18 protein-coding genes and 1 pseudogene are annotated in these 21,833 nt (G+C 71.1%); 13 read left to right on the top strand and 6 right to left on the bottom strand.

Annotation, left to right across the window (positions count from 1 at the left end):
- Nucleotides 1-454 precede the first annotated feature (454 nt).
- Entirely contained in the window at nt 455-700 is a 246-nt protein-coding gene (locus ABGB21_RS18095; RefSeq protein ID WP_347655566.1) for a hypothetical protein, read from the top strand.
- 1 nt (nt 701) lies between these two features.
- On the top strand, nt 702-1,241 hold the full coding sequence (locus ABGB21_RS18090) for a DUF3322 domain-containing protein (protein WP_347655565.1): 540 nt from the start codon (nt 702-704) through the stop codon (nt 1,239-1,241).
- 248 nt (nt 1,242-1,489) lie between these two features.
- Here ABGB21_RS18090 and ABGB21_RS18085 read toward each other — a convergent pair whose 3' ends face one another.
- Nucleotides 1,490-1,876 carry a hypothetical protein gene (locus tag ABGB21_RS18085; RefSeq protein ID WP_347678624.1) on the bottom strand — a complete coding sequence of 129 codons (387 nt, stop codon included), beginning with the start codon at nt 1,874-1,876 and terminating at the stop codon, nt 1,490-1,492.
- Between the two features lie 230 nt (nt 1,877-2,106).
- Here ABGB21_RS18085 and ABGB21_RS18080 point away from each other — a divergent pair, with 230 nt between their 5' ends.
- Both ABGB21_RS18080 and ABGB21_RS18075 read left to right on the top strand, forming a co-directional pair.
- Nucleotides 2,107-2,376: a hypothetical protein gene (locus ABGB21_RS18080; RefSeq protein WP_347678622.1), complete on the top strand. Its 270-nt coding sequence runs from the start codon at nt 2,107-2,109 to the stop codon at nt 2,374-2,376.
- A gap of 179 nt (nt 2,377-2,555) precedes the next feature.
- Nucleotides 2,556-5,381 (top strand): AAA family ATPase, encoded by a 2,826-nt coding sequence (locus ABGB21_RS18075; protein ID WP_347655562.1) that lies wholly within the window; start codon nt 2,556-2,558, stop codon nt 5,379-5,381.
- Between the two features lie 30 nt (nt 5,382-5,411).
- Here the strand turns inward: ABGB21_RS18075 and ABGB21_RS18070 are convergent, their stop codons facing one another.
- Entirely contained in the window at nt 5,412-5,927 is a 516-nt protein-coding gene (locus ABGB21_RS18070; protein ID WP_347655561.1) for a cupin domain-containing protein, read from the bottom strand.
- A gap of 266 nt (nt 5,928-6,193) precedes the next feature.
- On the opposite strand from ABGB21_RS18070, the gene ABGB21_RS18065 reads away from it, so the two are divergent.
- From ABGB21_RS18065 to ABGB21_RS18050, 4 genes are all read left to right on the top strand, one after another.
- On the top strand, nt 6,194-7,684 hold the full coding sequence (locus ABGB21_RS18065; protein ID WP_347655560.1) for an MFS transporter: 1,491 nt from the start codon (nt 6,194-6,196) through the stop codon (nt 7,682-7,684).
- 57 nt (nt 7,685-7,741) lie between these two features.
- Nucleotides 7,742-8,344 carry a malonic semialdehyde reductase gene (locus ABGB21_RS18060; RefSeq protein WP_347655559.1) on the top strand — a complete coding sequence of 201 codons (603 nt, stop codon included), beginning with the start codon at nt 7,742-7,744 and terminating at the stop codon, nt 8,342-8,344.
- Nucleotides 8,345-8,716: 372 nt separating this feature from the next.
- The gene (locus ABGB21_RS18055; protein ID WP_347655558.1) at nt 8,717-9,481 is read left to right on the top strand and encodes a glucose 1-dehydrogenase; all 765 of its coding nucleotides are present in this window, start codon (nt 8,717-8,719) and stop codon (nt 9,479-9,481) included.
- Between the two features lie 55 nt (nt 9,482-9,536).
- Entirely contained in the window at nt 9,537-10,682 is a 1,146-nt protein-coding gene (locus ABGB21_RS18050; protein WP_347655557.1) for a methyltransferase, read from the top strand.
- Nucleotides 10,683-10,698: 16 nt separating this feature from the next.
- Here ABGB21_RS18050 and ABGB21_RS18045 read toward each other — a convergent pair.
- The 4 genes and pseudogenes from ABGB21_RS18045 to ABGB21_RS18030 all read right to left on the bottom strand — a co-directional run.
- A pseudogene (locus ABGB21_RS18045) lies at nt 10,699-11,139 on the bottom strand (isochorismatase family protein); the annotation flags it as partial.
- Between the two features lie 124 nt (nt 11,140-11,263).
- A complete protein-coding gene (locus ABGB21_RS18040) occupies nt 11,264-12,481 on the bottom strand; it encodes a 3-deoxy-7-phosphoheptulonate synthase (RefSeq protein WP_347678620.1) in 1,218 nt (405 codons plus the stop codon).
- Between the two features lie 127 nt (nt 12,482-12,608).
- Entirely contained in the window at nt 12,609-14,567 is a 1,959-nt protein-coding gene (locus tag ABGB21_RS18035; RefSeq protein WP_347655555.1) for an anthranilate synthase family protein, read from the bottom strand.
- Between the two features lie 181 nt (nt 14,568-14,748).
- Nucleotides 14,749-16,338: an FAD-dependent monooxygenase gene (locus tag ABGB21_RS18030; protein ID WP_347655554.1), complete on the bottom strand. Its 1,590-nt coding sequence runs from the start codon at nt 16,336-16,338 to the stop codon at nt 14,749-14,751.
- A 177-nt stretch (nt 16,339-16,515) separates the two neighbouring features.
- On the opposite strand from ABGB21_RS18030, the gene ABGB21_RS18025 reads away from it, so the two are divergent.
- The 5 genes from ABGB21_RS18025 to ABGB21_RS18005 are packed head-to-tail and all read left to right on the top strand — an operon-like array spanning nt 16,516 to nt 21,824.
- On the top strand, nt 16,516-17,754 hold the full coding sequence (locus ABGB21_RS18025) for an aspartate kinase (RefSeq protein WP_347655553.1): 1,239 nt from the start codon (nt 16,516-16,518) through the stop codon (nt 17,752-17,754).
- A gap of 14 nt (nt 17,755-17,768) precedes the next feature.
- Nucleotides 17,769-18,596: a 2-amino-3,7-dideoxy-D-threo-hept-6-ulosonate synthase gene (locus ABGB21_RS18020; RefSeq protein WP_347655552.1), complete on the top strand. Its 828-nt coding sequence runs from the start codon at nt 17,769-17,771 to the stop codon at nt 18,594-18,596.
- A 36-nt stretch (nt 18,597-18,632) separates the two neighbouring features.
- Nucleotides 18,633-19,736: a 3-dehydroquinate synthase II gene (locus ABGB21_RS18015; RefSeq protein ID WP_347655551.1), complete on the top strand. Its 1,104-nt coding sequence runs from the start codon at nt 18,633-18,635 to the stop codon at nt 19,734-19,736.
- Nucleotides 19,737-19,740: 4 nt separating this feature from the next.
- Nucleotides 19,741-20,514: an amidohydrolase family protein gene (locus tag ABGB21_RS18010; RefSeq protein WP_347655550.1), complete on the top strand. Its 774-nt coding sequence runs from the start codon at nt 19,741-19,743 to the stop codon at nt 20,512-20,514.
- The gene (locus tag ABGB21_RS18005; protein WP_347678618.1) at nt 20,511-21,824 is read left to right on the top strand and encodes an AMP-binding protein; all 1,314 of its coding nucleotides are present in this window, start codon (nt 20,511-20,513) and stop codon (nt 21,822-21,824) included. Before ABGB21_RS18010 ends, ABGB21_RS18005 begins: the two co-directional genes overlap by 4 nt.
- Nucleotides 21,825-21,833: the final 9 nt, after the last annotated feature.

Genomic DNA, 21,833 nt, shown 5'->3' with positions numbered 1-21,833 from the left:
AGCGCCCTGGTCGGAAGCGAGACTTCCGGGCCAGGGCGTTCGTCGTATCTGGCACCGGTAGAACGTCACGTGCCAGATCTGTGCCAGACCAGGTTGTGATCTTGGTTCTCGCCTCCGTGATCAGAGCGTCCAGCGCTGCCGCGATGGTGTGATCGCGATCACGGATCGCGTGCTGACAAAATATCGCAGCCAGGGTGCTTGAATGGCCGGTCCGAGCCATCAGCTCCTTGAGTCGCGCCGCTCTGCGCGGACCAGGTGCTGCCCGTGTGCCGGAGGTCGTGTAAGTGCAGACCGGTGTCCGTCGGGATGCTGGCATCCCTGAGCGCCTTTGTGTCCGACCCGGTAGAAGTACGGCAGCCGTCGTTCGGGATCTTGGTGCGGGTCGGTAAATGCGGAGCGGCCACCGCGTGATCGTCTGTGTGTTGTGGACAAACAATCGGATCTTGCGGTGGCCGTGGGTCACAGCGTAGACGCTGCCGGATGGCGGCGCGCGCTCGCCCTGTTCCAACGAATCGGCCTGCAACTGCTGATCGTGACCCCGTTGCAGAAGATCCACGTCATCGAACCGTACGTGGCCGCGGTCGGGTTCGTGGACAACCCGAACGGCAACTACTCGCGCTTGCAGAGCCTGACCATCGAGGAGTACCACGAGCGGCGGCAGGCACACGAATTGGGCGCGTCGTCCGCGTCCCAGGCCTGACATGGCCGCTGCCTCGCGGGTACCACGCTGGACCGAGCCCGACGATCTGGTCGAACGGCTGCGTCGTCGATGGGAGACGGGGGAGCTCCTGACTGCGCTGGGACGGGGTACGCCGTGGCAGCCGGTCGTCGTACCGCTGCGCGCCCCGACCGCAGCCGAACTGGCCGATCATTTCGGCGCGGCTCAGGAGTGGATCGGCCGATGGCGGAAGGTCGACACGGATCTCGTACGGCTTGAGCAGCGTACCGTCGGCGGCCGGTTGATCGGCGCCAACCGTGTGCCCGCCCGGGCGGTGATCGACACTCCCGAGCAACTCTGGGCACTGTTGCGGGTTGGTGCGCAGGTGGCGACGTACGAACGACTACTGAAGGCCACCCAGGTCAGCGCACCGGCATTACTGGACTGGATGGCGGCCCATCCGATGCAGGTGCTCGGGCACGCGGATCGGTGGAGCAACCTGGTTGACGCCGTGCTCTGGATCGACCGGAACGGGCGGCCGGAGACGTACCTGCGGCACGTCGACGTGCCGGGAGACCCGTGATCCTGCCGGACCAGTTGGCGTCGGTCACCAGGGACGGAGTCCCCCAAGGGTTGAACTCGGGCCAGACGCAGAGCACGCCCTGCGGGCAGTTCCCGGGCGGATAGATGTCGTCCGACGTCTGGGAAAGCGCCGCCGAGGCGGGAGAGGTGGCGGCAAGCGCGCCTGCGACGGCTGCGGCGACAGCGAAGGACCTCAGCACGGTTCACCTCCTTGTCGATCGATGGGTGTCGGACTCGCCGTGTGGAGGATCAGCGGCAGTTGTGCGTGTGGAAGTCCACCCTCGTCACGGTCACGGGCACGTACAGGTGCCCGTCGCCGGAGGTGGCGCAGAGGGTGCCGGTGTAGACCGTCCCGCCCCAGTTGGCGGTCCAGGTGATGTCGACGTTGCGGGAGGTGTAGTTGTAGAAGTTGAACATCGTGACATTGCCGGCCCAGTCCGTGGTGGTGACCAGGGACGGAGGCGCGGTGGGACCTTCCGGCGGGTGATCCGTGTTGGCCCAACCGCAGAACGTGCCCTGCGTGCAGTTCCCGGGTGGCCAGATTCCGTAACCTGCTTGCGCGGTTGCCGCCGAGGCGGGAGAGGCGGTGGCCAGCACGCCTGCGACGGCCGCGGCGACAGCGAGGGACTTCAGCACGTTGCACCCATTTTCCAGAGAAACATATCGATGTATGTGAAATTTACGCGGGGAAAATTGACCAGTCAAGCACCTGACGTGACCCGCTCACCCGGCAGTCACCGGCGCTGGTCTCACCAGGCCAGGTGACCCGCGACAGACCGACCTGAGCCAGCCGGACCGGGGCGGTCGGCCGGTGGATCGCCGTGATGACACCGCTGGTGTCCGCGGACATGACCGTGAGGAGGCCCATGACATCTCTGCGGGCACGGCTGGAGGACGAGCTCGTCGCGCTCAACGAGCGGTTCGGGGAAGGTGTATCCGCGTACCGGGTGCAGCCGCTGCGGTCCCGCTCCTTTGTGGGCACCGAGTCGCGGCTGAACATCGCGCCGGAGTTGCTGCGGCAGGTGGCGTTCGGCGCCGAGACCGATCCGGGGGTCCCGTTCTCCGGCTCGCGGAGTGCGGCACCGCCGGGACCCAAGGTCCCGGTGACCGTCCGACCGGTGGCGACTGTGTCGTAGACCACTTCCGGGAAGCCGCGCATACCGTGCTCGGGCACGAGGACGAGGTCGGCGTCGGTCCACCCGGCGTCCACCCGGTCCGAACCGACCCCGTCGCGCCCGGAAGCATGTACGCCGGCGGCCCCGGATGAGACCGATGCCCCCGTCGGGCACGGCAGCAGCCGGTAGGTTCGATACCCATGCGGACAGGGGCGGGCCACGACACGATCCCGCTCGTCGGACGGGCCGATGACGAGCAGCGGCTTCGATCCGCCCTGCTGTCCCTGGCCGCGGGCAACGGTGGCTGCGTCATCATCGAGGGACCGGCGGGTATCGGCAAGAGCCGGATGCTGGCCGAGGTTGCGGACCAGGCTGTTGAACTCGGGCTGGTGATGGCCCGGGGACGAGCGACCGAACTCGACCATGTCGCGCCACTCAGCACCCTGTTGAACGCGCTGAGCGGGTCGGATCAGCCAGTGCTGAGCAGGTCTGACCTCACCAACCTGCGCAGACACGAGGACGGTCGGTTCTGGCTGGTCGACCAGCTCACCGGGCTGATCGAGAACTACAGCCAACAGCACGCACTGGTGGTCTGTCTCGACGACGTGCAGTGGGCCGACGAGCTCAGCGCGCTGACGCTGCGGATACTCGTGCCGGCGCTGCGCTCGTCGCCGGTCCTGTGGCTGCTGGCCTGCCGGCCGTTGCCGGCACGATCGTCCACGCGGCACGTCTTCGACTGGTTGATCGCCGAGGGAGCGGGCCGGCTGCCCCTCGGCCCGCTCCCGGAGCAGGCCGTCGCCGAACTCTGCGTGGAGATTCTCGGCGCCCAGCCCGGCGAGTCGCTGCTCGCCCTGGTCCGCGGCAGCGGCGGCAATCCGTTCCTCCTGGAGACCCTACTCACCAGCCTGCGTGACGGAGACCGGATCCGGATCGTCGACGGCGTGGCGGTCCCCGTCGGCAACGAACTTCCCGTCGGCTTCCTCACCGCGGTCGACCAGCGCCTCGGCGACCTCCCGGACGGCGTACGGCGGTTGCTGGAGGCGGCGTCGGTGCTGGGCCGCCCGTTCACGCTGCACGAGGTCGCGGGCGTACTCGACGAACCGGCGGTCCGCCTGCTCGACCCGGCGAAGGAGGCGGTCGACGCCGGAATGCTGCTCGACGGCCCCACCGCCTTCACCTTCCGGCACGACCTGATCCGGGAGGCCATCTACGGTCGGCTCTCCGGCCCGGCCCGGCAGGCGCTGCACCGGGTGGCGGCAGGCGTGCTCCAGACGGAGGGACGCCCGGCGGGCGAGATCGCGCAGCACCTGATCAGGGGAGCGCTGCCCGACGACCCTCGGACCCTGGCCGTGGTGCGGGAAGCGGTCGCCCAGGTCGCTCCGACCGCCCCCGGCACCGCCGCCGACCTGATCCTCGGCGTGCTCGGGACGTTCACCGGCCGTGATCCGGAACGCGTCGGACTGGTCGCCGGGGCGGTACGACTGCTGGCGTCCGCCGGGCGTCTCGCCCAGGCCCGCGAACTCGGTGAGGTGTACCTCCGCCGGGGCCTCGCCGCGCCGACCGAGGCGGCCATCCTGCTCGGCCTCGCCGAAGCGCTCAAGCACGCCGGCCAGGACCGGGCGGCGATCGAGTACGCCGACCGCGCGCTCGCGCTGCCGGACGTGCCGACCGGGGAACGGGCCCACCTGCTCGCCATCCAGGCCCACGCGCTGCTGCAGATCGACGACATCGTGGCGGCGGACCGTTCCGCCCGGCTCGCCGCCGAGCTGGGTGGCCCGGTGGGAGAGCACTCCGCCGTCGTCTTCGCGCTCGAGGCGCGTTGCGTGGCGGCGTATGCACGAGGCGCCCTGACCACCGCCGCCGAGTACGCCGAAGCGGCGGTGCGACTGGCGGACGAGGTCGGCGGCGAGGCACGGCAACGCCATCCGGCGCTGTGGCGGGGCATGGTGCTGGCCGCGATGGACCAGCTCGACGAGGCCGCCGCCGCGTACGCCGCCGACAAGGTGGCGACGGACGAGCTCGGCACGGCCTGGTCCCGGCCGCTCTGGCACCACCTGCACGCCGACCTGTGCCTGGCCGCCGGCCGGCTCGACGACGCCGAGGCGGTGGCCGAGGCGGGACTGCGGGTCGCCGAACAGCTGGGGGCGAGCGCGGTGGTGCCGTCGCTGCTGGCGACGCTCGGGCAGATCGCCCTGCACCGCGACGACCTGCCGCGCGCGCTGGACTACCTGCGCCGAGCCCAGCACCACGTACACAGCGGCATCGGCGTCATCGCGGAGGAACTCGCCTGGGAGCAGGCGCTCTACGCGGACGCGACGGGCCGGCCGGAAGGCGTGCTCGACGCACTGGCCCGGCTGTACGACGCCCTTCCGGAGCGGCTGTACCTGATCGTGCACAACCCCTTCGCCGGACCGCACCTGGTCCGGATGGCGTTGAACGCCGGAGACCCGGAGCGGGCGGCGGCGGCGGTCCGCGCCACCCGCGCGGCGGCCGAACTGAACCCGGGCAGCGCCTCGCTGGCCGGGGCCAGCCGGCACGCGGAAGGGCTACTGCACGGCAACCTCGACGCCCTGCGGGACGCGGTGGTCGCGCTGGCGGACAGCCCGCGCCCGTACGGCCGTGCCTCGGCGACCGAGGACGCCGGTGTCGCCGAGTACGCGGCAGGCAACTCGAGCGCCGCGATCTCCCTGCTGAAGTCGGCGTTGAACGAGTACGCCGCGGCGGGTGCCAAGCGGGACGCCACCCGGATCCGGCACCGGCTACGCGCACTCGGGGTGCGCACCGCGCGGGCGCAGGGGGAGCGTCGCCCCCGTACCGGCTGGGGGAGCCTGACCGAGTCGGAGCTGCGGGTGGCGCGGTTGGTCGCCGACGGACACACCAACCGGCAGATCGCCGACCGTCTCTTCCTGTCGCCGCACACGGTCGACAGTCACATCCGGCACGCCTTCGCCAAGCTCGGTGTCTCGAGTCGGGTCGATCTGACCCGGCTGGTGCTCACCAACGACCAGCCGGGCCGGGAACCCTGACCGCTGAGGAGCGCCGTCCAGCCGAGCCGGTCAGGTGGCGGTGTCGCCGGGGCCGGGCAGGGGGCCGAAGTGGCGTCGGGAGACGGCTTCGGCACGTCGCACGTCGGAGTGGGTGAGCCGCTCGTCCTTCTCGCCAGGCCGGACCGGCCGGCCGATGTCCCGGAAGAACTGCTCCATGTCGCTGGGCGTGTAGAGCAGGAGCATCCGGCCGGCTCGCCCGGTCGTGTTACGCCAGCTGTGCATGGTCCCCCGGGGGATGAACGCGTAGTCGCCGGCGGCGATGACAAATTCCCGGTCGCCGGCGCGGACCTCGAACGTGCCCTCCAGGACAAAGAAGGACTCGTCGGAGCCGGCGTGCAGGTGCGGAGGCGGACCGTTGCCGGGCGGGACGGCGATGCTCACCCCGGTCAGCGCGCCGCCGGTCGTCTCGGCCGACGCCAACAACGTGTACCGGGACAGCAGCGGCCCCTCGCCCTCGGCGAACGGACCGGGCAACGCCTCCGGCACCCACAGCGGGACCCCGCCGTCGGCGGGTACGTGTGCCACCACGGGTCCGTTCCGTCCGTCAACCTCTGACAAGGCAGCCCCCTCCGCATCGTCACCGATCGCGTCAAGCGTGCCGCGCCGGAACCGCCGGGGGCATCACGGATCTTCGGGAGATGGCCGGACGGGCAGTCCGACCGACGTCGATCGCCAATGGCGTGAACACGTGATGCCTGGTCACGTCCGGGCAGGCGAGGCTTCGAGGCGAAGGGCACACGGGTGTTCCGCCGGGACCAGGTGCGCCGTACGTCGACTGCCGAGGAATCAGCATGAGCGGTACCAGCACACGTCGGCACAACCCGTGGGCGGCGTTCAGCATTCTCGCGGTCACCCAGTTCATGGTCGTGCTGGACGCCAGCATCGTGTACGTCGCGCTCCCCTCCATCCAGCGCGACCTCGGGTTCGCCGCCGCGGACCTGGCCTGGGTGATGGACGCCTACATCCTGACCTTCGGCGGGATCATGATGCTCGGCGGCCGGGCCGGCGACCTGCTCGGTCGGCGCCGGGTGCTCCTGCTCGGACTGATCTGGTTCGGCGTCGCCTCGTTGGCCTGCGGGCTCGCCACCGAGGCGTGGCACATCGTGGTCGCCCGGGGCGCGCAGGGGCTGGGGGCGGCGTTCATCGCCCCGGCCGCCCTGGCCCTGGTCACCGACACGTTCCCGGAGGGCCCGAGCCGGTTCCGGGCGCTCGGGATCTTCGCCAGCATCGGGGGTTTCGGCGGTGCCGCCGGCACCCTGCTCGGTGGACTGCTGACCGCCGTCGCCTGGCAGTGGGCCTTCCTGATCAACATTCCCATCGTCATCGTCGTGCTGGTCCTCGGCGTACGGCTGCTGGCGGCACAGCCGCCGGCCGGTACCGGCGGCGTGGACCTGATCGGCGTGCTGACCAGCACCGGCGGGCTCTGTCTGCTGCTGCTCGGACTCCTGCGTGGCGGGGTGCAGGGCTGGAGCGAACCGGCGGTCCTGCTCGCCTTCCTCGGCGCTGCGGTCCTGCTCGTCGCCTTTGTCCTCCGGCAGGCGACGGCCGCGCAGCCGCTGGTTCCGCGGTTGCTGTTCCGGATGCGGGGGGTGGTGCTGGGCAACGGTGCGAACATCGTGGCCGGCGCGATGCTCTTCGGCGTCTTCCTGGTACTGACCCTGCACCTGCAACTGGCCAGGGGTCACACCCCGCTGCAGGCCGCGCTCTGGACCATGCCGATCAGCGTCTGCCTCTTCCTCGGTTCGAACCTGGTCAGCCGGATGTTCGCCCGGATCGGTCCGATCAACGCGCTGGGTGGTGCGCTCGCCCTGCAGGCCGTGGCGCTCGCCTGGTGGTCGGTGGCGCTCAGCGCCGACGGTCCGATCCTGACCTCGTTCGTGCTGCCCGGCATGGTCTGGTCCCTCGGCTGCGGGGCCGCGATCGTCAGTGCCTTCGTGGTCTGCACGAACGGGGTGGACGGCCCGGTGATGGGCGCGGCCTCCGGCCTGGTCAGTACGACGTTGCAGGTCGGTGGGGCGTTGGGCGTGGCCGTGCTCAGCATGATCGCCCACCACGGTGCGACGACGGCCGGGGCACCGCTCGCCGAGTTGAGCGACGGCCAGTCGGCGGCCCTGCTCACCGCGGCGGTGGTGGCCGCGCTCGGCGTGCCGCTGATGCTCTGGCTCCGCGCCGGCGCCCGCGCCGTCGTGCCGCAGGGGGACACGCCGGCATTCGCCAACGCCGGATCGGCGGACGACCGGCCGACCCTCGCCAACCCGGACATCTCCCGTCCACGGCCCTGACGCTCGCGGCGCTGTCCGCGGCACCCCGGATCCTCGACGAAGGAAGGAGACGACCCGATGTCGTCTGACCACGTACTCATTGATCAAATTGCCCAGAACCTGCTGTTCCGTGACGCACGGACAGCGAACACCTTCTCCGACGAACCGGTCTCCGACGAGCAGATCGAGGCGTTGTACGACCTGGTGAAGTGGGCGCCGACCTCGTTCAACCAGCAGCCGCTGCGGGTGGCGTTGGTCCGCTCCGAGGCGGCGAAGAGCCGCCTCGTCCCGCTGATGTGGGACAGCAACCAGGGCAAGACGGCCGCGGCCCCGCTCAACGCCGTGCTCGCCGCCGACCTCGAATTCCACGAGAACCTGCCTGAGCAGTTCCCGGTCTTCCCGCAGGCGAAGGAGATCTTCTTCGCCGAGGAAGCGGCCCGGGTCGAGTCGGCGCTGCTCAATGCGACCCTCCAGGTCGCGTACTTCATCCTGGGGGTCCGGGCGATCGGGCTCGCCGCCGGGCCGATGACCGGTTTCGAGGCGGACAAGGTCAGCGAGGAGTTCTTCCCCGGTGGCCGGCACCGCGCCCTGGCCGTGGTGAACGTCGGCAGGCCGGGGCCGAACGCCTGGTACGACCGCCTGCCACGGCTCTCGTACGACCGGGTGTTCAGCAACCACTGAAACCACGGCGGGCTCTGATGACCCGCACCGAACAGTGCACCACCAACGGGGGCGCGTCCCGTCCCGTACCGGTCTCCACCCTGAGTGGACCGGGCCGGGCGGGGTGGCGAGTACAACAGGTTCCGTCCGGCCGGACCAGCAGGTCCGACCCGACGGCGATGCGATGACGGCGGGCGTGGTCGGCCGGCTCCGGGCCGGCGACCGCGTGGCCCACACGCGGATCACATCCCAGGCGGAAACGGCCCGGCGGACGTCGCCGTGCCGGTCCGGCCGGGCGATCGGCGACCGCATCGTGCCGCCTCGGCGGTCGCGTCCCTCCAGTTGCATCCGGGCGAGTGCGCCCGAAGTTTCGACCAGCCGATGGAGGGCGACGTGTTGGCCCAACGATTCACTGACAGGACGGTGCTCGTCACCGGGGGCGGCTCGGGCCTCGGCCGGGCGATAGCCCTGGCCTTCGCCGACGAGGGGGCCACCGTCGTGGTGGCCGGACGGAATCCGGATCCGCTGCGGGAAACCGTCAAACTCGTCGAGGAACGGGACGGCCGGGCGGACCACGTCGTCGCGGACGTGACCCGGGCCGCGGACGTGGCCCGACTGGTTACGACGACCGTACGCGAGCACGGCGGACTGCACGTGGCGGTCAACAACGCCGGCGTCCTCGCCGCCGCGGGACCGGTGGCCACGATCGACGAGTCGGAGTGGTCGCGGGTTCTCGCCACCAATCTGACCGGCACCTGGCTGTCGATGAAGTACGAACTCGAACACATGGCGGCCAACGGCGGCGGGACGATCGTCAACATGTCCTCGGCCGTGGGGCCGCACGTGACCGTGCCCGGCCTCGGGGCGTACGGCGCGACCAAGGCCGCGATCAGCGCGCTGACCCGTACTGCGGCCCGGGAGTACATCGGTCGCGGGGTCCGGGTCAACGCGGTCAGTCCCGGCCCGTGCGACACCGAGATGTCGTTCCTGCCCGGCGAGTCGGAAGCCGAGCGCGCCGCCCGGATGGGCGCGATCCTGCCCGTCGGCCGGGTCGGGACCCTGGCCGAGATCGCCGACGCCGTGCTCTGGCTCGCCTCGCCAGAGTCCGGGTTCACCGTCGGACTCGACCTCGTCGTCGACGGCGGAGCACGCGCCTGACCACAGTGTCGACCCACCACGATCCCGCTGTCCGCAATCCCGAAGGAGTGGAGCCATGTCGCTCACCCCGACCGATCCCCAGCTGACCCACATCGAACCGCTCCGCGAGCTGTTCTACGCGCACTACCGGTTCCAGTACCTCAGCGCCGCCTGCGAGTTCGGGCTCTTCGAACTGCTCAGCCGGGAACCGGGGCTCACCCGGGCCCAGGTCGCCGAGCGGCTGGGCATCGAGCAGCAACCGGCCCGGATCCTGCTGCTCGGTTGCGTCTCGGCCGGACTGCTGAGGAAGGAGGGCGACGGATACCACAACACCCCGGTCTCCGAGCCGCTCGCCGGCAAGCTCGACGACGTGCCGGCCGCCTTCGTCCCGTGGGAACAGCACGTCAACTACCGGCCGATGGCCTGGTTCTACGAGTCGCTCAAAGCGAACACCAACATCGGGTTGCAGCGTGAGATCCCGGGCGACTCGCCCACGTTGTACGGCCGGCTCGCGCTGGACCCGAAGCGTGAGACGACGTTCCACAACATGATGGGCTCGGTGAGCCGGCTCGTCGCCGAAGAACTCGTCCAGCAGCTCGACCTGTCGCCGTACACCCACCTGCTCGACGTGGGCGGCGGCACCGCGGTGAACGCCACCTACCTGGCACGCCGGTGGCCGAACCTGCGGGTCACCATCGTCGACCTGCCGACGATCGCGGAGACGGCGAACCAGAAGATCGCCTCCCTCGGCCTGCAGGACCGGGTACGGGCGGTGGGGCTCGACGCGTTCAACGACGAGTTCCCCAAGGGCTGTGACGCCGTGCTCTTCGGGCACTTCCTGGAGATCTGGTCGGTCGAGCGCAACAAGGACCTGATCGCCAAGGCCGCCCGGGCGGTCGAGCCGGGTGCCGGCATCTTCGTGGTGACCCCGGGGGCGGACGACGACGAGACCGGTCCCGACCTGGCCGCCGCGCTCTCGGCGTACTTCCTGACCGTCGCCTCCGGCGAGGGCATGGTCTACACGTGTGCCGAGTACGAGCAGTGGTTCGCGGAGGCCGGTTTCGAACCGGCGGGACGGCGTTCGTTCTCCGGACCGGCGGCTATCCGCGCCGGTCACCGGTCCTGGACCCGCGGGGGCGGGCCAGCACCGGCGCGGCCCCGGCGGCGGCGACCAGCTCGTCGGTGGTCGGCACGGCCGCGCAGCGCTCGGCGGCGTAGGTGAGCGCCATTCGGTGGTACTCCAGGGAGAAGTCGGCCACCGCGTCGGCGACCAGGAACGGCTGGATGTCGTTGGCGAACGCCTCGGCGGCGGTCATCAGACAGCCGACGTGGGCGTACACCCCGCAGATGATCAGCTGGTCGCGACCGGTACGGCGGAGGAACGGCACCAGCTCGGTACGGTGCAGGGCACTGTACCGCCACTTGGTGAGCATCAGGTCGCCCGGCGCCGGTTGCAGCGGGTCCACCACCTCACGATGCTCGGGAGCGGTCGTCATACCGGCGCCCCAGAAGTCCTTCAACAGTCCGCGCTCCTCGTCGGACATGCCGCCCGGTTGGGCGGTGTACGCCGTCGGCACCCCGAGCGCGGTGTAGTGCCGGCGCAGTCGCTCGATGTTGCGGACCAGGTCGACGAGGGGCTGCTCGCCGGTGGGGAAGAAGCGGACGAAGTACCGCTGCATGTCGTGGATCAACAGGACGGCCCGGGCCGGGTCGACCCGCCAGGCCACCCGGGTCTCGGGAACGTCGTCCCGGTCGGGCATCGGGTACGGGCTGATGCGCGGAATGCTCACTACGGTCTCCTCATCAGGTCCAGCTCGCCGCGACCCGCAGGGCCTGCTCCGGGTTGAGTCGGGGGTCGCAGAGCGACGTGTAACGGTCACCGACCCGGTCGAGGTGGTCGGCGTCCGGTACACACTCGGTGACGTCGTGCGGTGTCGTTTCCAGGTGCAGCCCGCCGGCGGTGCCGCCGGCCCCGGCGACCGCCCGCCGGAAGGCGCGCACCTCCTGAACGATCTGTTCGAGCAACCGGGTCTTGCGTCCGTCGCGGGCGGTGACGGTGTTGCCGTGCATCGGGTCGCAGAGCCAGATGACCGGGTGACCCGCGTCCCGGACCGCGGTCACCAGTTCGGGCAGGCGGCGGGCTGCCAGGTCCGCGCCGAGACGGGCGATGAGCGTGAGGCGCCCCGGCTCACGCCGCGGGTCGAGGCGGGCACAGAGCTCGCGTAGCTCCCCCCGGCCGGTGCCGGGCCCCACCTTGCAGGCCACCGGGTTGGCGACCGAGGAGAGCAACCGGACGTGCGCGCCGTCGAGTTGCCGGGTCCGGTCTCCGATCCACGGCCAGTGTGCCGAGGTGAGGAGCAGCCGCCCGTCCGGTAGCCGCCGGAGCTGGGGCAGCTCGTAGTCCAGGACCAGCGCCTCGTGGCTGGTCCAGACCGTCGTCGTCGGATCCGGCGCCCAGCTGGCGGTGTGCCACAGATAGTCCACCGCGAGGCCCGCCGCGCGGTGGCAGCTGAGCATCCGTAACGGGTCCGGCCGGCGGCTCACCGGATCCGGCTCCGGGCCGTTGATCAGCATGCCCCGGAAGACCGGCAGTTCGATGCCGTGCCGGATCTCCGTGGGCCGGGTACGGGGTTTGGCGAACTGGCCGGCGATCCGGCCGACCCGCAGCACGGGCTGGCCGGTCCGGGTCCGGAGTACGCCGGCCAGCGCGTCGAGCAGACCGACCTTGTACGACAGCTGCCCGGGCGTACACTCCGCCGGATCCTCGGCGCAGTCACCGGCCTGTATGACCAGCAGCCGGCCGGCGGCGACCTCGGCGAGAGCCCGACGCAGGCCACGCACCTCGTTCCAGCCCACCAGCGGCGGCATCCCGGCGAGGTCGGCCCGGACACGTTCGGCCAGCCACTCGTTCGTCCAGGCGGGCTGCTGCTCCGCCGGAAGGAGCCGAAGGTAGTCGAGTTCCCGCTCGTGTAGTTCGGTGGCGAATTCACCCGGACGGGTCAGCGTCTGTTCGCCGATCACCGGGACTCCTCTCGTGACGCGGTACGCCACCCGACCGGATCGGACGTCCGGTTCGGGTGGTCGATCTCGGATGCACCCGTCGACCCGGCGGTCGACCGGGTCGGCGGACCGGACGCACGGCCAAGGTTCAGGGCAGGAGAGCCGGTGCCGGGTCGTCCGCCCGGGGTGGTGCCGTCGGGACGCGCGTGGTACCGGCCAACAGCTCGGTGCTCACCCGGCTGATGAGCTCGACACCCCGGCGGGTCAGCACCGACTCCGCGTGGAACTGCATCGACCGGAAACGCTCGCCGCGCGTCGCGTGCACCACGCCGGTCTCCCGGTCACGGCAGATCTCGACCACCCCGCCCGGCACCGGTGCCGGCAGCAGATCCGCCGAGGCGTACGCGGCGAAGGTGTTGTAGAAGCCGCACTCCTCCTCGCGGCCGAAGACCTCGACCGTCCGCTGCGCCCCCTGGTTCGGGGTCGGTAGGCGGCGGACCGGCAGCCCGAGCAGCTGGGCGAGGACCTGGTGACCCAGGCAGACCGCCAGCAGCGGGCGGTTCTGCTCGAGGAGCTGCCGGATGACCCGCCGCATGGCGGCGATCTTGGGATGTCCGGCCGCCCGCGGATCGCCCGGTCCCGGCCCGACAACCGTCAGGTCGTACTCCTGCGGCCGGTGGTCGGCGTCGAAGCGGCGGATCGTCACGTCGAGCCCGAGCGCGGTCAGCTGGTGCCCGAGCATCGCGGTGAAGTTGTCCTCGCAGTCGATCACCAGTACACGCCGACCGAGCAGCGACGCCACCGGCTGGGACCGTGCCTCCGGCGACTGTAGCCAGAACCGCGCCAGACGCTCGTTGCGTCCGGCCAGCGCGCGCTCGAGGTCCGGGTCCCGCCAGAGTCCCGGGTCGCGCCAACCCGGGGCGACCGGTGGCGCGCTGCCGTCACCGAACGCGGCGAGCAGGGACTCCGCCTTCGCCCGGGTCTCCGCCGCCTCCGACCGGGGATCCGAGTGCCGGACCAGGGTCGCGCCGACGTCGATCCGGACCCGGCCGGTCGGGTCGATGTCCGCGGTACGGATCCCGATCGCCGAATCGAGTACCCGCTGCCCGGTCGGCTCCCGACCGATCAGCGCGAGCGCACCGGCGTAGTAGCCCCGTCCGCCCGGCTCGTACCGCGCGATGACCCGACAGGCGCTCTCCAGCGGGCTGCCGGTGACGGTCGGCGCGAAGAGCGTCTCGTGCAGGACCCGTCGTACGTCGAGTTCGGTGCGGCCCCGGATGAAGTACTCGGTGTGGGCGAGGCGGGCCATCGGCCGGATCCGTGGGCCGATCACCTCGCCACCGCCTCGACAGAGCCGGCCCATCATCTTGAGTTCCTCGTCGAGCACCATGTACAGCTCGTCGACCTCCTTGCCGTTGTCGAGGAAGTCACGGAGCGCGGCCAGGTCGGGCGGACCGGGCGGGTAGCGGAACGTCCCGCTGATCGGGTTCATGGTGGCCACGCCGTCGACCACGGTGACGTGACGCTCCGGGCTCGCCCCCACCAGCGAGCGGCCGCCGGTGTGGACGAGGAACGTCCAGTGCGCGCCGGTCTCCGCGGCCAGCAGCCGGCCGAACACCGCGAGCGCGTGCCGCCGCGGTTCCTCGGCGTATCCCACGATCTCTGCCGACAGCGAGCGTTTGATGACGAAGTTGGCGCCCTCGCCGGTGCCGATCTCGTCGTCGACGACCCGGCGTACGAGGTCGGCGTACCGCCGGTCGTCGAGGTCGAAGCCGACGTCACGCAGCGGCGCCGTGACCCTCGGCAGTCCGGCCAGGACCTCGTCCCGGTCGAGGGCACGCCACCGGTGCACCCGCAGGGCCGTCAACGGCGTGCCGTCGTCGACGCAGGCGAAGCCCCGCTCGGCGATCTGCCGGTAGGGCACCAGCGCGAGCACGTCGGGGCCGGCGACCTCCGGGCGACCGACCGGCACGGGAAGGTCGGCCAGCCTCGGTACGGTGCACGTCGTACCGGTGATCAGGAGGACGCGGTCGCCGTCGGAGTCCGGTCGGTGCAGCAGGGCGAACGCCGGGATATCCGGGTCGAGGACGTCGTGCAGCCAGGTCATCTCGCTCGCTTCCAGTGAAGGGACAGCGGATCGTCGGTGGCGGGCGTCCGAAGCCCGTGGGCCGGAGATCGGCGCGGTGTCGGGTCCGGTGACGGTTCGGTCAGCATCAGCAGCGGTAGGTGCCGGCCGTGGCTACCCGGGTCGAGCCGGACGGGTCATCCGGCGTGGACCGGGTCGGTGGTCAGTGGCCCAGCACCAGGTCGAGCAGCGCGGCCGGGTCCGCCGGTGCCTGATCGGCCCGCCAGGCCACGTGCTGGTCCGGTCGGACCAGCACCAGACCCCGCTCCAGCACCTGCCGTGCGTGCGGCTCGTCGACCACGACGTGGGCCAACGGCAGCCCACGGCCGGCCGCCTCGTCGACCAGCCCTTTGCCGGCGTGGCTGCCGGAGCAGTCCAGCAGGGTCAGCACCGGACCGAGCAGGTCGTACAGTTCGGTGCCGTCGGCGAGTCGTACGCTCGGCAGCCGGCCGCCCGGCCAGCTGGTGGGTGTGATGCGCCGCCAGTCCCAGGCCGGCTCGCTGCCCGACTCCCGCGGCACCACAGGTGAGTCGTGGTAACGCTGTCCGAAGTGGATGCCGATGTTGTCGATCTGGTGCCGCTCCTGGTCGAGGAAACCGGCGAGCTGGGCGCGGGAGGCGCCGGCGGCGGCGAGTGTCGGGTAGCGTCGCCACACGTCGAGCAGGTTCGCGCACATCTCCCGGTTGAAGAGCGCCACCGGCCGGCGTTCCGCCTGGTAGCTGTCGAGCAGACCGGGTCCGGCCCAGCCGTGCACCGTCGCGGCCAGCTTCCAGCCCAGGTCGACGGCGTCGCCGATGCCGGTGTTGGCGCCGTGTCCGCCCGTCGGGAAGAACTGGTGCGCGGCGTCACCGGCGACGAAGACCCGGCCGCGACGGTACGTGTCGGCCACGGCCAGCCGCCCCACCCAGTCGGCGACCACCAGCACCTCGTCGACCCGGACGTCGACGCCGAGCCGGCTGCGCAGCTCGGTCACCGGGTCGACGTCGCGCTGCTCCGGCTCGAAGAGCGGGAACGTACCGGTCCAGAGCTGGTCGCCGTCCCGGGAGACCAGGGTGAGCCCGCGCGCGGCGATGGTGAGGAAGAACCGGCCGTGCCGGTGCAGCACCGGATCGGTGCTCCGGAAGAAGACGTCGCGGTGCGTCACCTCCGGCTCGACCGAGCGGCTGTCGATGCCGGCCGCCTGACGTACCGTGCTGTTCGCGCCGTCACAGCCGACCAGGTAGCGGACCCGGACCGTCTCCCGCTCGCCGTCGGCGGTGGCGAGGGTCGCGTCCACCCCGTCGGCGTCCTGGCGGAAGCCCTCGAAGGCCCACCCTTCGCGGAGCCGTGTCAGCGGCGACCGGCGTAGCTGGCGCCGGCCCAGCTCCTCCAGTCGGGAACCGATGACGCGCTGGTACGGCTCGCGTGGCATGGTGCCGTCGTTGAGCTCTGCCATCCGCACCCGGACCTGGTCCACCGAGGGGTACTCCCAGACCGACACGGGTGGCCGGTCGAGCGTCTCGATCCACTGGAAGTTGAACAGGTGGTCGGCGGGGACACCCAGTGACCGGATCTCCTCGGCCAGCCCGAGTCGCCCGAAGTGCTCCATGCTCCGGCCGTTCAGGAAATCCATCTTGGGGTGACGCGAGGCGGTACGGGCCCGGTCGACGACCAGGCTCGGCACACCGTGCTGGGCCAGGACGGCGGCGAGCGTGGCACCGACCGGCCCGGCGCCGACGATGAGTACCGGCGGCTCTGAGGTGGCGGTTGGCATGTGGTCGAGCGTGCCGCATTCCGGCCGCCGGGACAGTACGTCAGGCCAGAAACAGCGCGAGCCAGTCAGCCGACTACTCGGGTAGGTAGTTCGCCGACCGCCGAGTGCTCACTAACGTTTTCGGTACCGGTCCGATTCGACCGCGGCGAATTCCTGTTCTTTTTCCCGGGGAGTCTCATGCGAATTGTGGTGCGCAAGTACGGCGGCACCTCGTTGGCCGACGCCGACCGGGTCCGTCGCGCGGTCGCCTCGGTCGCGGACCTGCACGCCACCGGCACGTCGGTCGTGCTGGTGGTGTCGGCGCAGGGCGACACCACCGACGAGCTGCTCGGCCGGGCCGCCACGCTCGGCGGCAGCGCGGCCGGCCGGGAGACGGACCAACTGCTGGCGACGGGCGAGATCGTCTCGGCCGCGCTGGCCGCCACCGCGCTGGCGGCGATCGGCGTGCCGGCGGTGTCGTTGACCGGCGCCCAGGCGGGCGTCGTCGCGGAGGGACCACCCGGTGCCGGTCGGATCGCCGACGTCGACACCACCCGCATCGCCCGGCACCTGGCCGAGCGGCGAGTGGTGGTCGTCGCCGGTTTCCAGGGCGTGGACGCCGCCGGCGACGTACTCACCCTGGGCCGGGGTGGCTCCGACACGACCGCGGTGGCACTGGCGGCGGCGTTGGACGCCGACGCCTGTGAGATCTACACCGATGTCGACGGCATCTACAGCGCGGCGCCCCGGGTGGTTCCCGGAGCCCGGGTACTGCCCGAGGTTCCGGCCGAGGTGGCGGTGGAGATGTCGTTCGCCGGTGCCAAGGTGCTGCACTCACGGGCGGCGGAGCTGGCCGCGGCGCGCGACATCGAGCTGCGGGTGCGCAACGCCCTGCGGGACAGCGCCGGCACCACGGTCCGTCGACGTGGCGCGGGACCGTCGCTGGAGGGCCCAGGGGTGCTCGCGGTGTGCCACGAGCTGGACGTGGTGCGGGTTCTGATCCGGTGCGACGGCCCGCGTCGGGACCTGGCCGGCGAGCTGCTGTCGGTACTCGCGGAGTACCACGCGCCGCTGGACCTGGTGGCCCGTTCGGGTCCTTTCGAGGACGAGTTCCGGATGGGGTTCACCATGCAGCGCGGCGATCTGGACAGGGTCGCACCGGAGTTGCGGCGCCGGCTGGCGGCGGTCGGGGCCACGCTGGTGCTCGACGAGCACGTGGCCAAGGTGTCCCTGGTGGGGGTGGGCCTGCTCAGCCGACCCGGGTACACCGCCGCGCTGCTCGCCGAGTTGACCGCCGCCGGCATTCCGACGTCCTGGCTCTTCACGTCGCAACTGCGCACCTCGGTCACGGTTCCGTTGGACCGGGCGTTGGACGCGGTCGCGCTGCTGCACCGGAAGCTCGTACTCGATCAAGACTGGTCGATGGCGTCCAGGTGAAACGGGGGTACACCATGGCAACCAACACCGCGTTCGGACGGCGCGTCCGGCTCGACCGGCTCTACCGACACGACAGCAGACGGCTGCTCGTCGTGCCGTTGGACCACTCGGTCACCGACGGCCCGGTGACCGGGGGTGCCGGAGTGGACCGGCTCATCGGTCAGCTGGCCGGCAACGGCGTCGACGCCGTGGTGCTGCACAAGGGCAGCCTCCGTTACGTCGACCACCGGTGGTTCAGCGAGCTGTCGCTGATCCTGCACCTGTCGGCCAGCACCGTGCGGGCCGAGGACCCGGACGCCAAGTACCTGGTCGCCACGGTGGAGGAGGCGCTGCGGCTGGGCGCCGACGCGGTCAGCGTGCACGTCAACCTGGGGTCGCGCGAGGAGGCGCGGCAGATCGCCGACCTCGCGATGGTCTCCGAGGCGTGTGACCGGTGGAACCTGCCGCTGCTGGCCATGATGTACCCGCGCGGCCCACAGGTGCACAACCCTCGTGATCCGGAGCTGGTCGCACACGCGGTCACGGTCGCCGCCGACCTCGGCGTGGACATTGTCAAGACACTCTATGTCGGCTCCGTCGACGAGATGGCCGACATCACCCGCAACGCCCCGGTTCCGGTCGTCGTCGCCGGTGGCCCACGCCGGACCGACCGGACCGAGGTGCTGGCGTACGTGGCCGAGGCGATGCGGGCCGGCGTGACCGGAGTGGCGATGGGACGCAACGTCTTCCAGGCGGACGCCCCGGCGCGGCTGACCAGGGAGATGTCGGCGTTGATCCACCGCGAGTCCGTGCCGCCCAGATCCACCCCGGAACCGGAGCGGTTCCCGGCGACCGTCCGCTGAGCGCGGACCGGCCACACCCGCATCGAGGAGGAAGTCGTGAAGCTCTGCTGGCTGGACGTACGTGAAGCGGGAGCAGCCCGCGCCGCGATCATCGAGGAGGGGGTGCACCAGCGGGTCGACGGCATCGTCGCGGCCGACCCGGAGACGCTGGCGGGACTGCCGCCGACCGTGACGAGGGTGCTGCTGCCGGGGGAGGGCGAACTTCCCGAGGACCTTGGTGGCGCGGACGTTGTCATCGTGGACGAGACGACGCACGGGCACCCGGCCGAGTTGGCCGCCCGGTACCCGGACGTCGAGTTCGGCCGGTACGTCGAGATCGTCGACGCGGCCTCGCTCGACCGGGCCTGCCAGGTGGCCCGGACCGACCCGTGGAGTCTGCTGCGGTTCCGCGACCCCACCAAGATCCCGCTGGAGATTGTCATCGCGGCGGCGTCCGGGGCCAAGGGCAGCATCATCACGGTGGCCGAGGACATCGAGGAAGCCGAGATCATCTTCGGTGTCCTGGAGCACGGCTCGGACGGCGTCATGGTCGCGCCGCAACGGGTCGGGGTGGCCACCGACCTCAAGGCGGCGGCCCAATACCGCCCGGACGACCTGACGCTCACCGAGCTGGAGGTCACCGGGGTCACCCACGTCGGCATGGGCGAACGCGCCTGCGTCGACACCTGCACCTACTTCAACGAGGACGAGGGAATCCTGGTCGGTTCGCACTCCAAGGGCATGATCCTCTGTGTCAGCGAGACCCACCCGCTGCCGTACATGCCGACCCGGCCGTTCCGGGTCAACGCCGGCGCGATCATGTCGTACACGCTCTCGACCAACAGCCGTACCAGCTACCTGAGCGAGCTGAGGGCGGGGGCCAAGGTACTGGCGGTCGACGTGAAGGGCCGTACCCGGGTGGTCACCGTCGGTCGGGTGAAGATCGAATCCCGACCCCTGCTCTCGATCGACGCGGTGGCGCCGAACGGCACCACCGTCAACCTGATCCTCCAGGACGACTGGCACGTACGGGTGCTGGGGCCCGGTGCGGCCGTACTCAACAGCACCGAACTGAAGCCCGGCGACCGGGTCCTCGGCTACCTGCCGGTGGAGGACCGGCATGTCGGTTACCCGATCAACGAGTTCTGCCGCGAGCAGTGAGCCGATGCCCGTCTTCGATTTCCACGTCCGGCTCGTGCCCCGTCCGGGCGAGTACGAGCGGCTGCTCACCGTACTCGACGAGTGTCAGATCGAGCGGGCCGCGGTCGCCGCCGGCGGCACGATCGACCTGCGCCGCCTCTCCCGGCAACTCGTGGAGGGCGGCCATGTCGAGACCGACGCCGACAACGAGGCGGTCCTTGCCGCCGGTACCGCCTCCGGCGGCCGACTCGTCCCCTTCTACTTCGCCAACCCGCACCGCCCCGTCGACGACTACGCCCGCCGCGGGGCGGAGTTCCACGGGCTGGAGATCTCGCCCGCGGTGCACGGTGTGCCCCTGACCGATCCTCGGACGGAGGCGTTCGTCGCCGAGGCGGGGCGCCTGGCCCACCCGGTCTACCTGGTCTGCCTCACCCGCCCGGGCTGCACCGTGGCCGACCTGACGTGGCTGGCCGGCCGACACCCTGAGGTGACCTTCGTCCTCGGGCACAGCGGTATCGGCAACATCGACTACCACGGTGTGGACCTCGTGGCGCCGGTGCCGAACATCCTGGTCGAGACATCGGGCGGATACAGCGGGGTCCTCCGTGCCGCGATCGACCGGTTGGGTGCCCGGCGGGTGCTCTTCGGCTCGGAGTTCCCTCTCCAACACCCCTCCGTCGAACTCGCGAAGTACCGGGCGGTCGGGCTCGAACCCGCGCAGTGGGCGCTTGTCGCCTGGGAGAACGCCATCCGCCTGCTCGACCGGACACATCCGGGGCCTGACGGGAGATTCGAATGACCATACTCGACCGGTCGCTGCCGCAGCTCGGGGACTGGAAAACCGAGGAAGATCTGCTGATCCTGCAGAACGCACAACTGGGGACCATGCTGGGCTGGGCGGAAGCCTCGCCGTTCTACCGGCGGCGGTTCGCCGACCGGCCGCCGACCGACCGGTCCGGGTTGTTGGCCCAGCCGTTCACCACGAAACAGGACCTGCGGGACCAGTACCCGTTCGGCCTGCTCGCGGTGGACCGGCGGGAGCTGGCCACGTACCACGAGTCGAGCGGGACCGCCGGCCGTCCGACCGCCTCGTACTACACCGACGCGGACTGGGTGGACCTGGCCGAGCGGTACGCCCGCAAGTGGATCGGCATCTCCGCCGAGGACACCTTTCTCGTACGTACCCCGTACGCGCTCATGATCACCGGACATCTGGCGCACGCGGCGGCCCGACTGCACGGCGCCACGGTCGTCCCGGGCGACAACCGTTCGCTGGCCATGCCGTACTCGCGGGTGATCCGGGTGCTGCACGACCTCGGGGTGACCCTCACCTGGTCGATGCCGACCGAGACGCTGCTCTGGGCCGCGGCGGCCCGCGCCGCCGGCCACCGTCCGGGTACGGACTTCCCCGCCCTGCGGGCCCTCTTCGTCGGGGGCGAGCCGCTCAGTGCCGCCCGGCGTGCGCGGATCAGCGAGTTGTGGGGGGTGCCGGTCATCGAGGAGTACGGGTCGACCGAGACCGGCAGCCTCGCCGGCGAGTGCCCGAACGGTCGTATGCACCTCTGGGCGGACCGGGCCGTCTTCGAGGTCTACGACCCGACGACAGGTGAGGTCGGTACCAGCGGGCGGGGCCAGCTCGTGGTCACGCCCCTGTACCGGCGGGCCATGCCGTTGCTGCGGTACAACCTCGAGGACGAGGTCGAGGTCTCCGACGCGCCGTGCGAGTGCGGCTGGGTGCTGCCGACCGTACGGGTCCTCGGCCGGTCCGCCTTCGGATATCCGGTCGGCGACGCCCGGGTCACCCAGCAGCGTGTCGAGGAACTGGTCTACGGGCTGCCGATCGAGTACGAGGTGTTGTTCTGGCGGGCCCGCGCCGAACCGGACCGGCTGCGGGTCGAGATCGAGGCGCCCGACGAGCACCGGTCAGCGGCGCGGTCGGCGCTGACCGCGGCCGCCGAGGCGGAGTACGGCGTGCCGGTGGAGGTGACGGCCGTGCCGCTCGGCACGCTCGTGCCGCAGCACGTACTCACCGGGGTGCACGACGTGGTCAAGCCGCGCGGTCTGTTCGGCGCGGACGAGGACTGGGACAAGGCCCTGCTCTACTACTGAGAGGATCTG

Origin of the sequence: Plantactinospora sp. B24E8 (assembly GCF_039871735.1) — a bacterium.
Classification (GTDB): Bacteria; Actinomycetota; Actinomycetes; order Mycobacteriales; family Micromonosporaceae; genus Plantactinospora.
The sequence above is the reverse complement of the archived record's forward strand: the minus strand, read 5'-3'. Positions and strand labels throughout refer to the sequence as shown.

Bases quoted from the DNA above. Each gene is read 5' to 3' on its own strand.
- ABGB21_RS18090 (WP_347655565.1), top strand. From the start codon at position 702: ATGGCCGCTGCCTCGCGGGTACCACGCTGGACCGAGCCCGACGATCTG.
- ABGB21_RS18080 (WP_347678622.1), top strand. From the start codon at position 2,107: ATGACATCTCTGCGGGCACGGCTGGAGGACGAGCTCGTCGCGCTCAAC.
- ABGB21_RS18075 (WP_347655562.1), top strand. From the start codon at position 2,556: ATGCGGACAGGGGCGGGCCACGACACGATCCCGCTCGTCGGACGGGCC.
- ABGB21_RS18065 (WP_347655560.1), top strand. From the start codon at position 6,194: ATGAGCGGTACCAGCACACGTCGGCACAACCCGTGGGCGGCGTTCAGC.
- ABGB21_RS18060 (WP_347655559.1), top strand. From the start codon at position 7,742: ATGTCGTCTGACCACGTACTCATTGATCAAATTGCCCAGAACCTGCTG.
- ABGB21_RS18050 (WP_347655557.1), top strand. From the start codon at position 9,537: ATGTCGCTCACCCCGACCGATCCCCAGCTGACCCACATCGAACCGCTC.
- ABGB21_RS18035 (WP_347655555.1), bottom strand. From the start codon at position 14,567: ATGACCTGGCTGCACGACGTCCTCGACCCGGATATCCCGGCGTTCGCC.
- ABGB21_RS18030 (WP_347655554.1), bottom strand. From the start codon at position 16,338: ATGCCAACCGCCACCTCAGAGCCGCCGGTACTCATCGTCGGCGCCGGG.
- ABGB21_RS18025 (WP_347655553.1), top strand. From the start codon at position 16,516: ATGCGAATTGTGGTGCGCAAGTACGGCGGCACCTCGTTGGCCGACGCC.
- ABGB21_RS18020 (WP_347655552.1), top strand. From the start codon at position 17,769: ATGGCAACCAACACCGCGTTCGGACGGCGCGTCCGGCTCGACCGGCTC.
- ABGB21_RS18010 (WP_347655550.1), top strand. From the start codon at position 19,741: ATGCCCGTCTTCGATTTCCACGTCCGGCTCGTGCCCCGTCCGGGCGAG.
- ABGB21_RS18005 (WP_347678618.1), top strand. From the start codon at position 20,511: ATGACCATACTCGACCGGTCGCTGCCGCAGCTCGGGGACTGGAAAACC.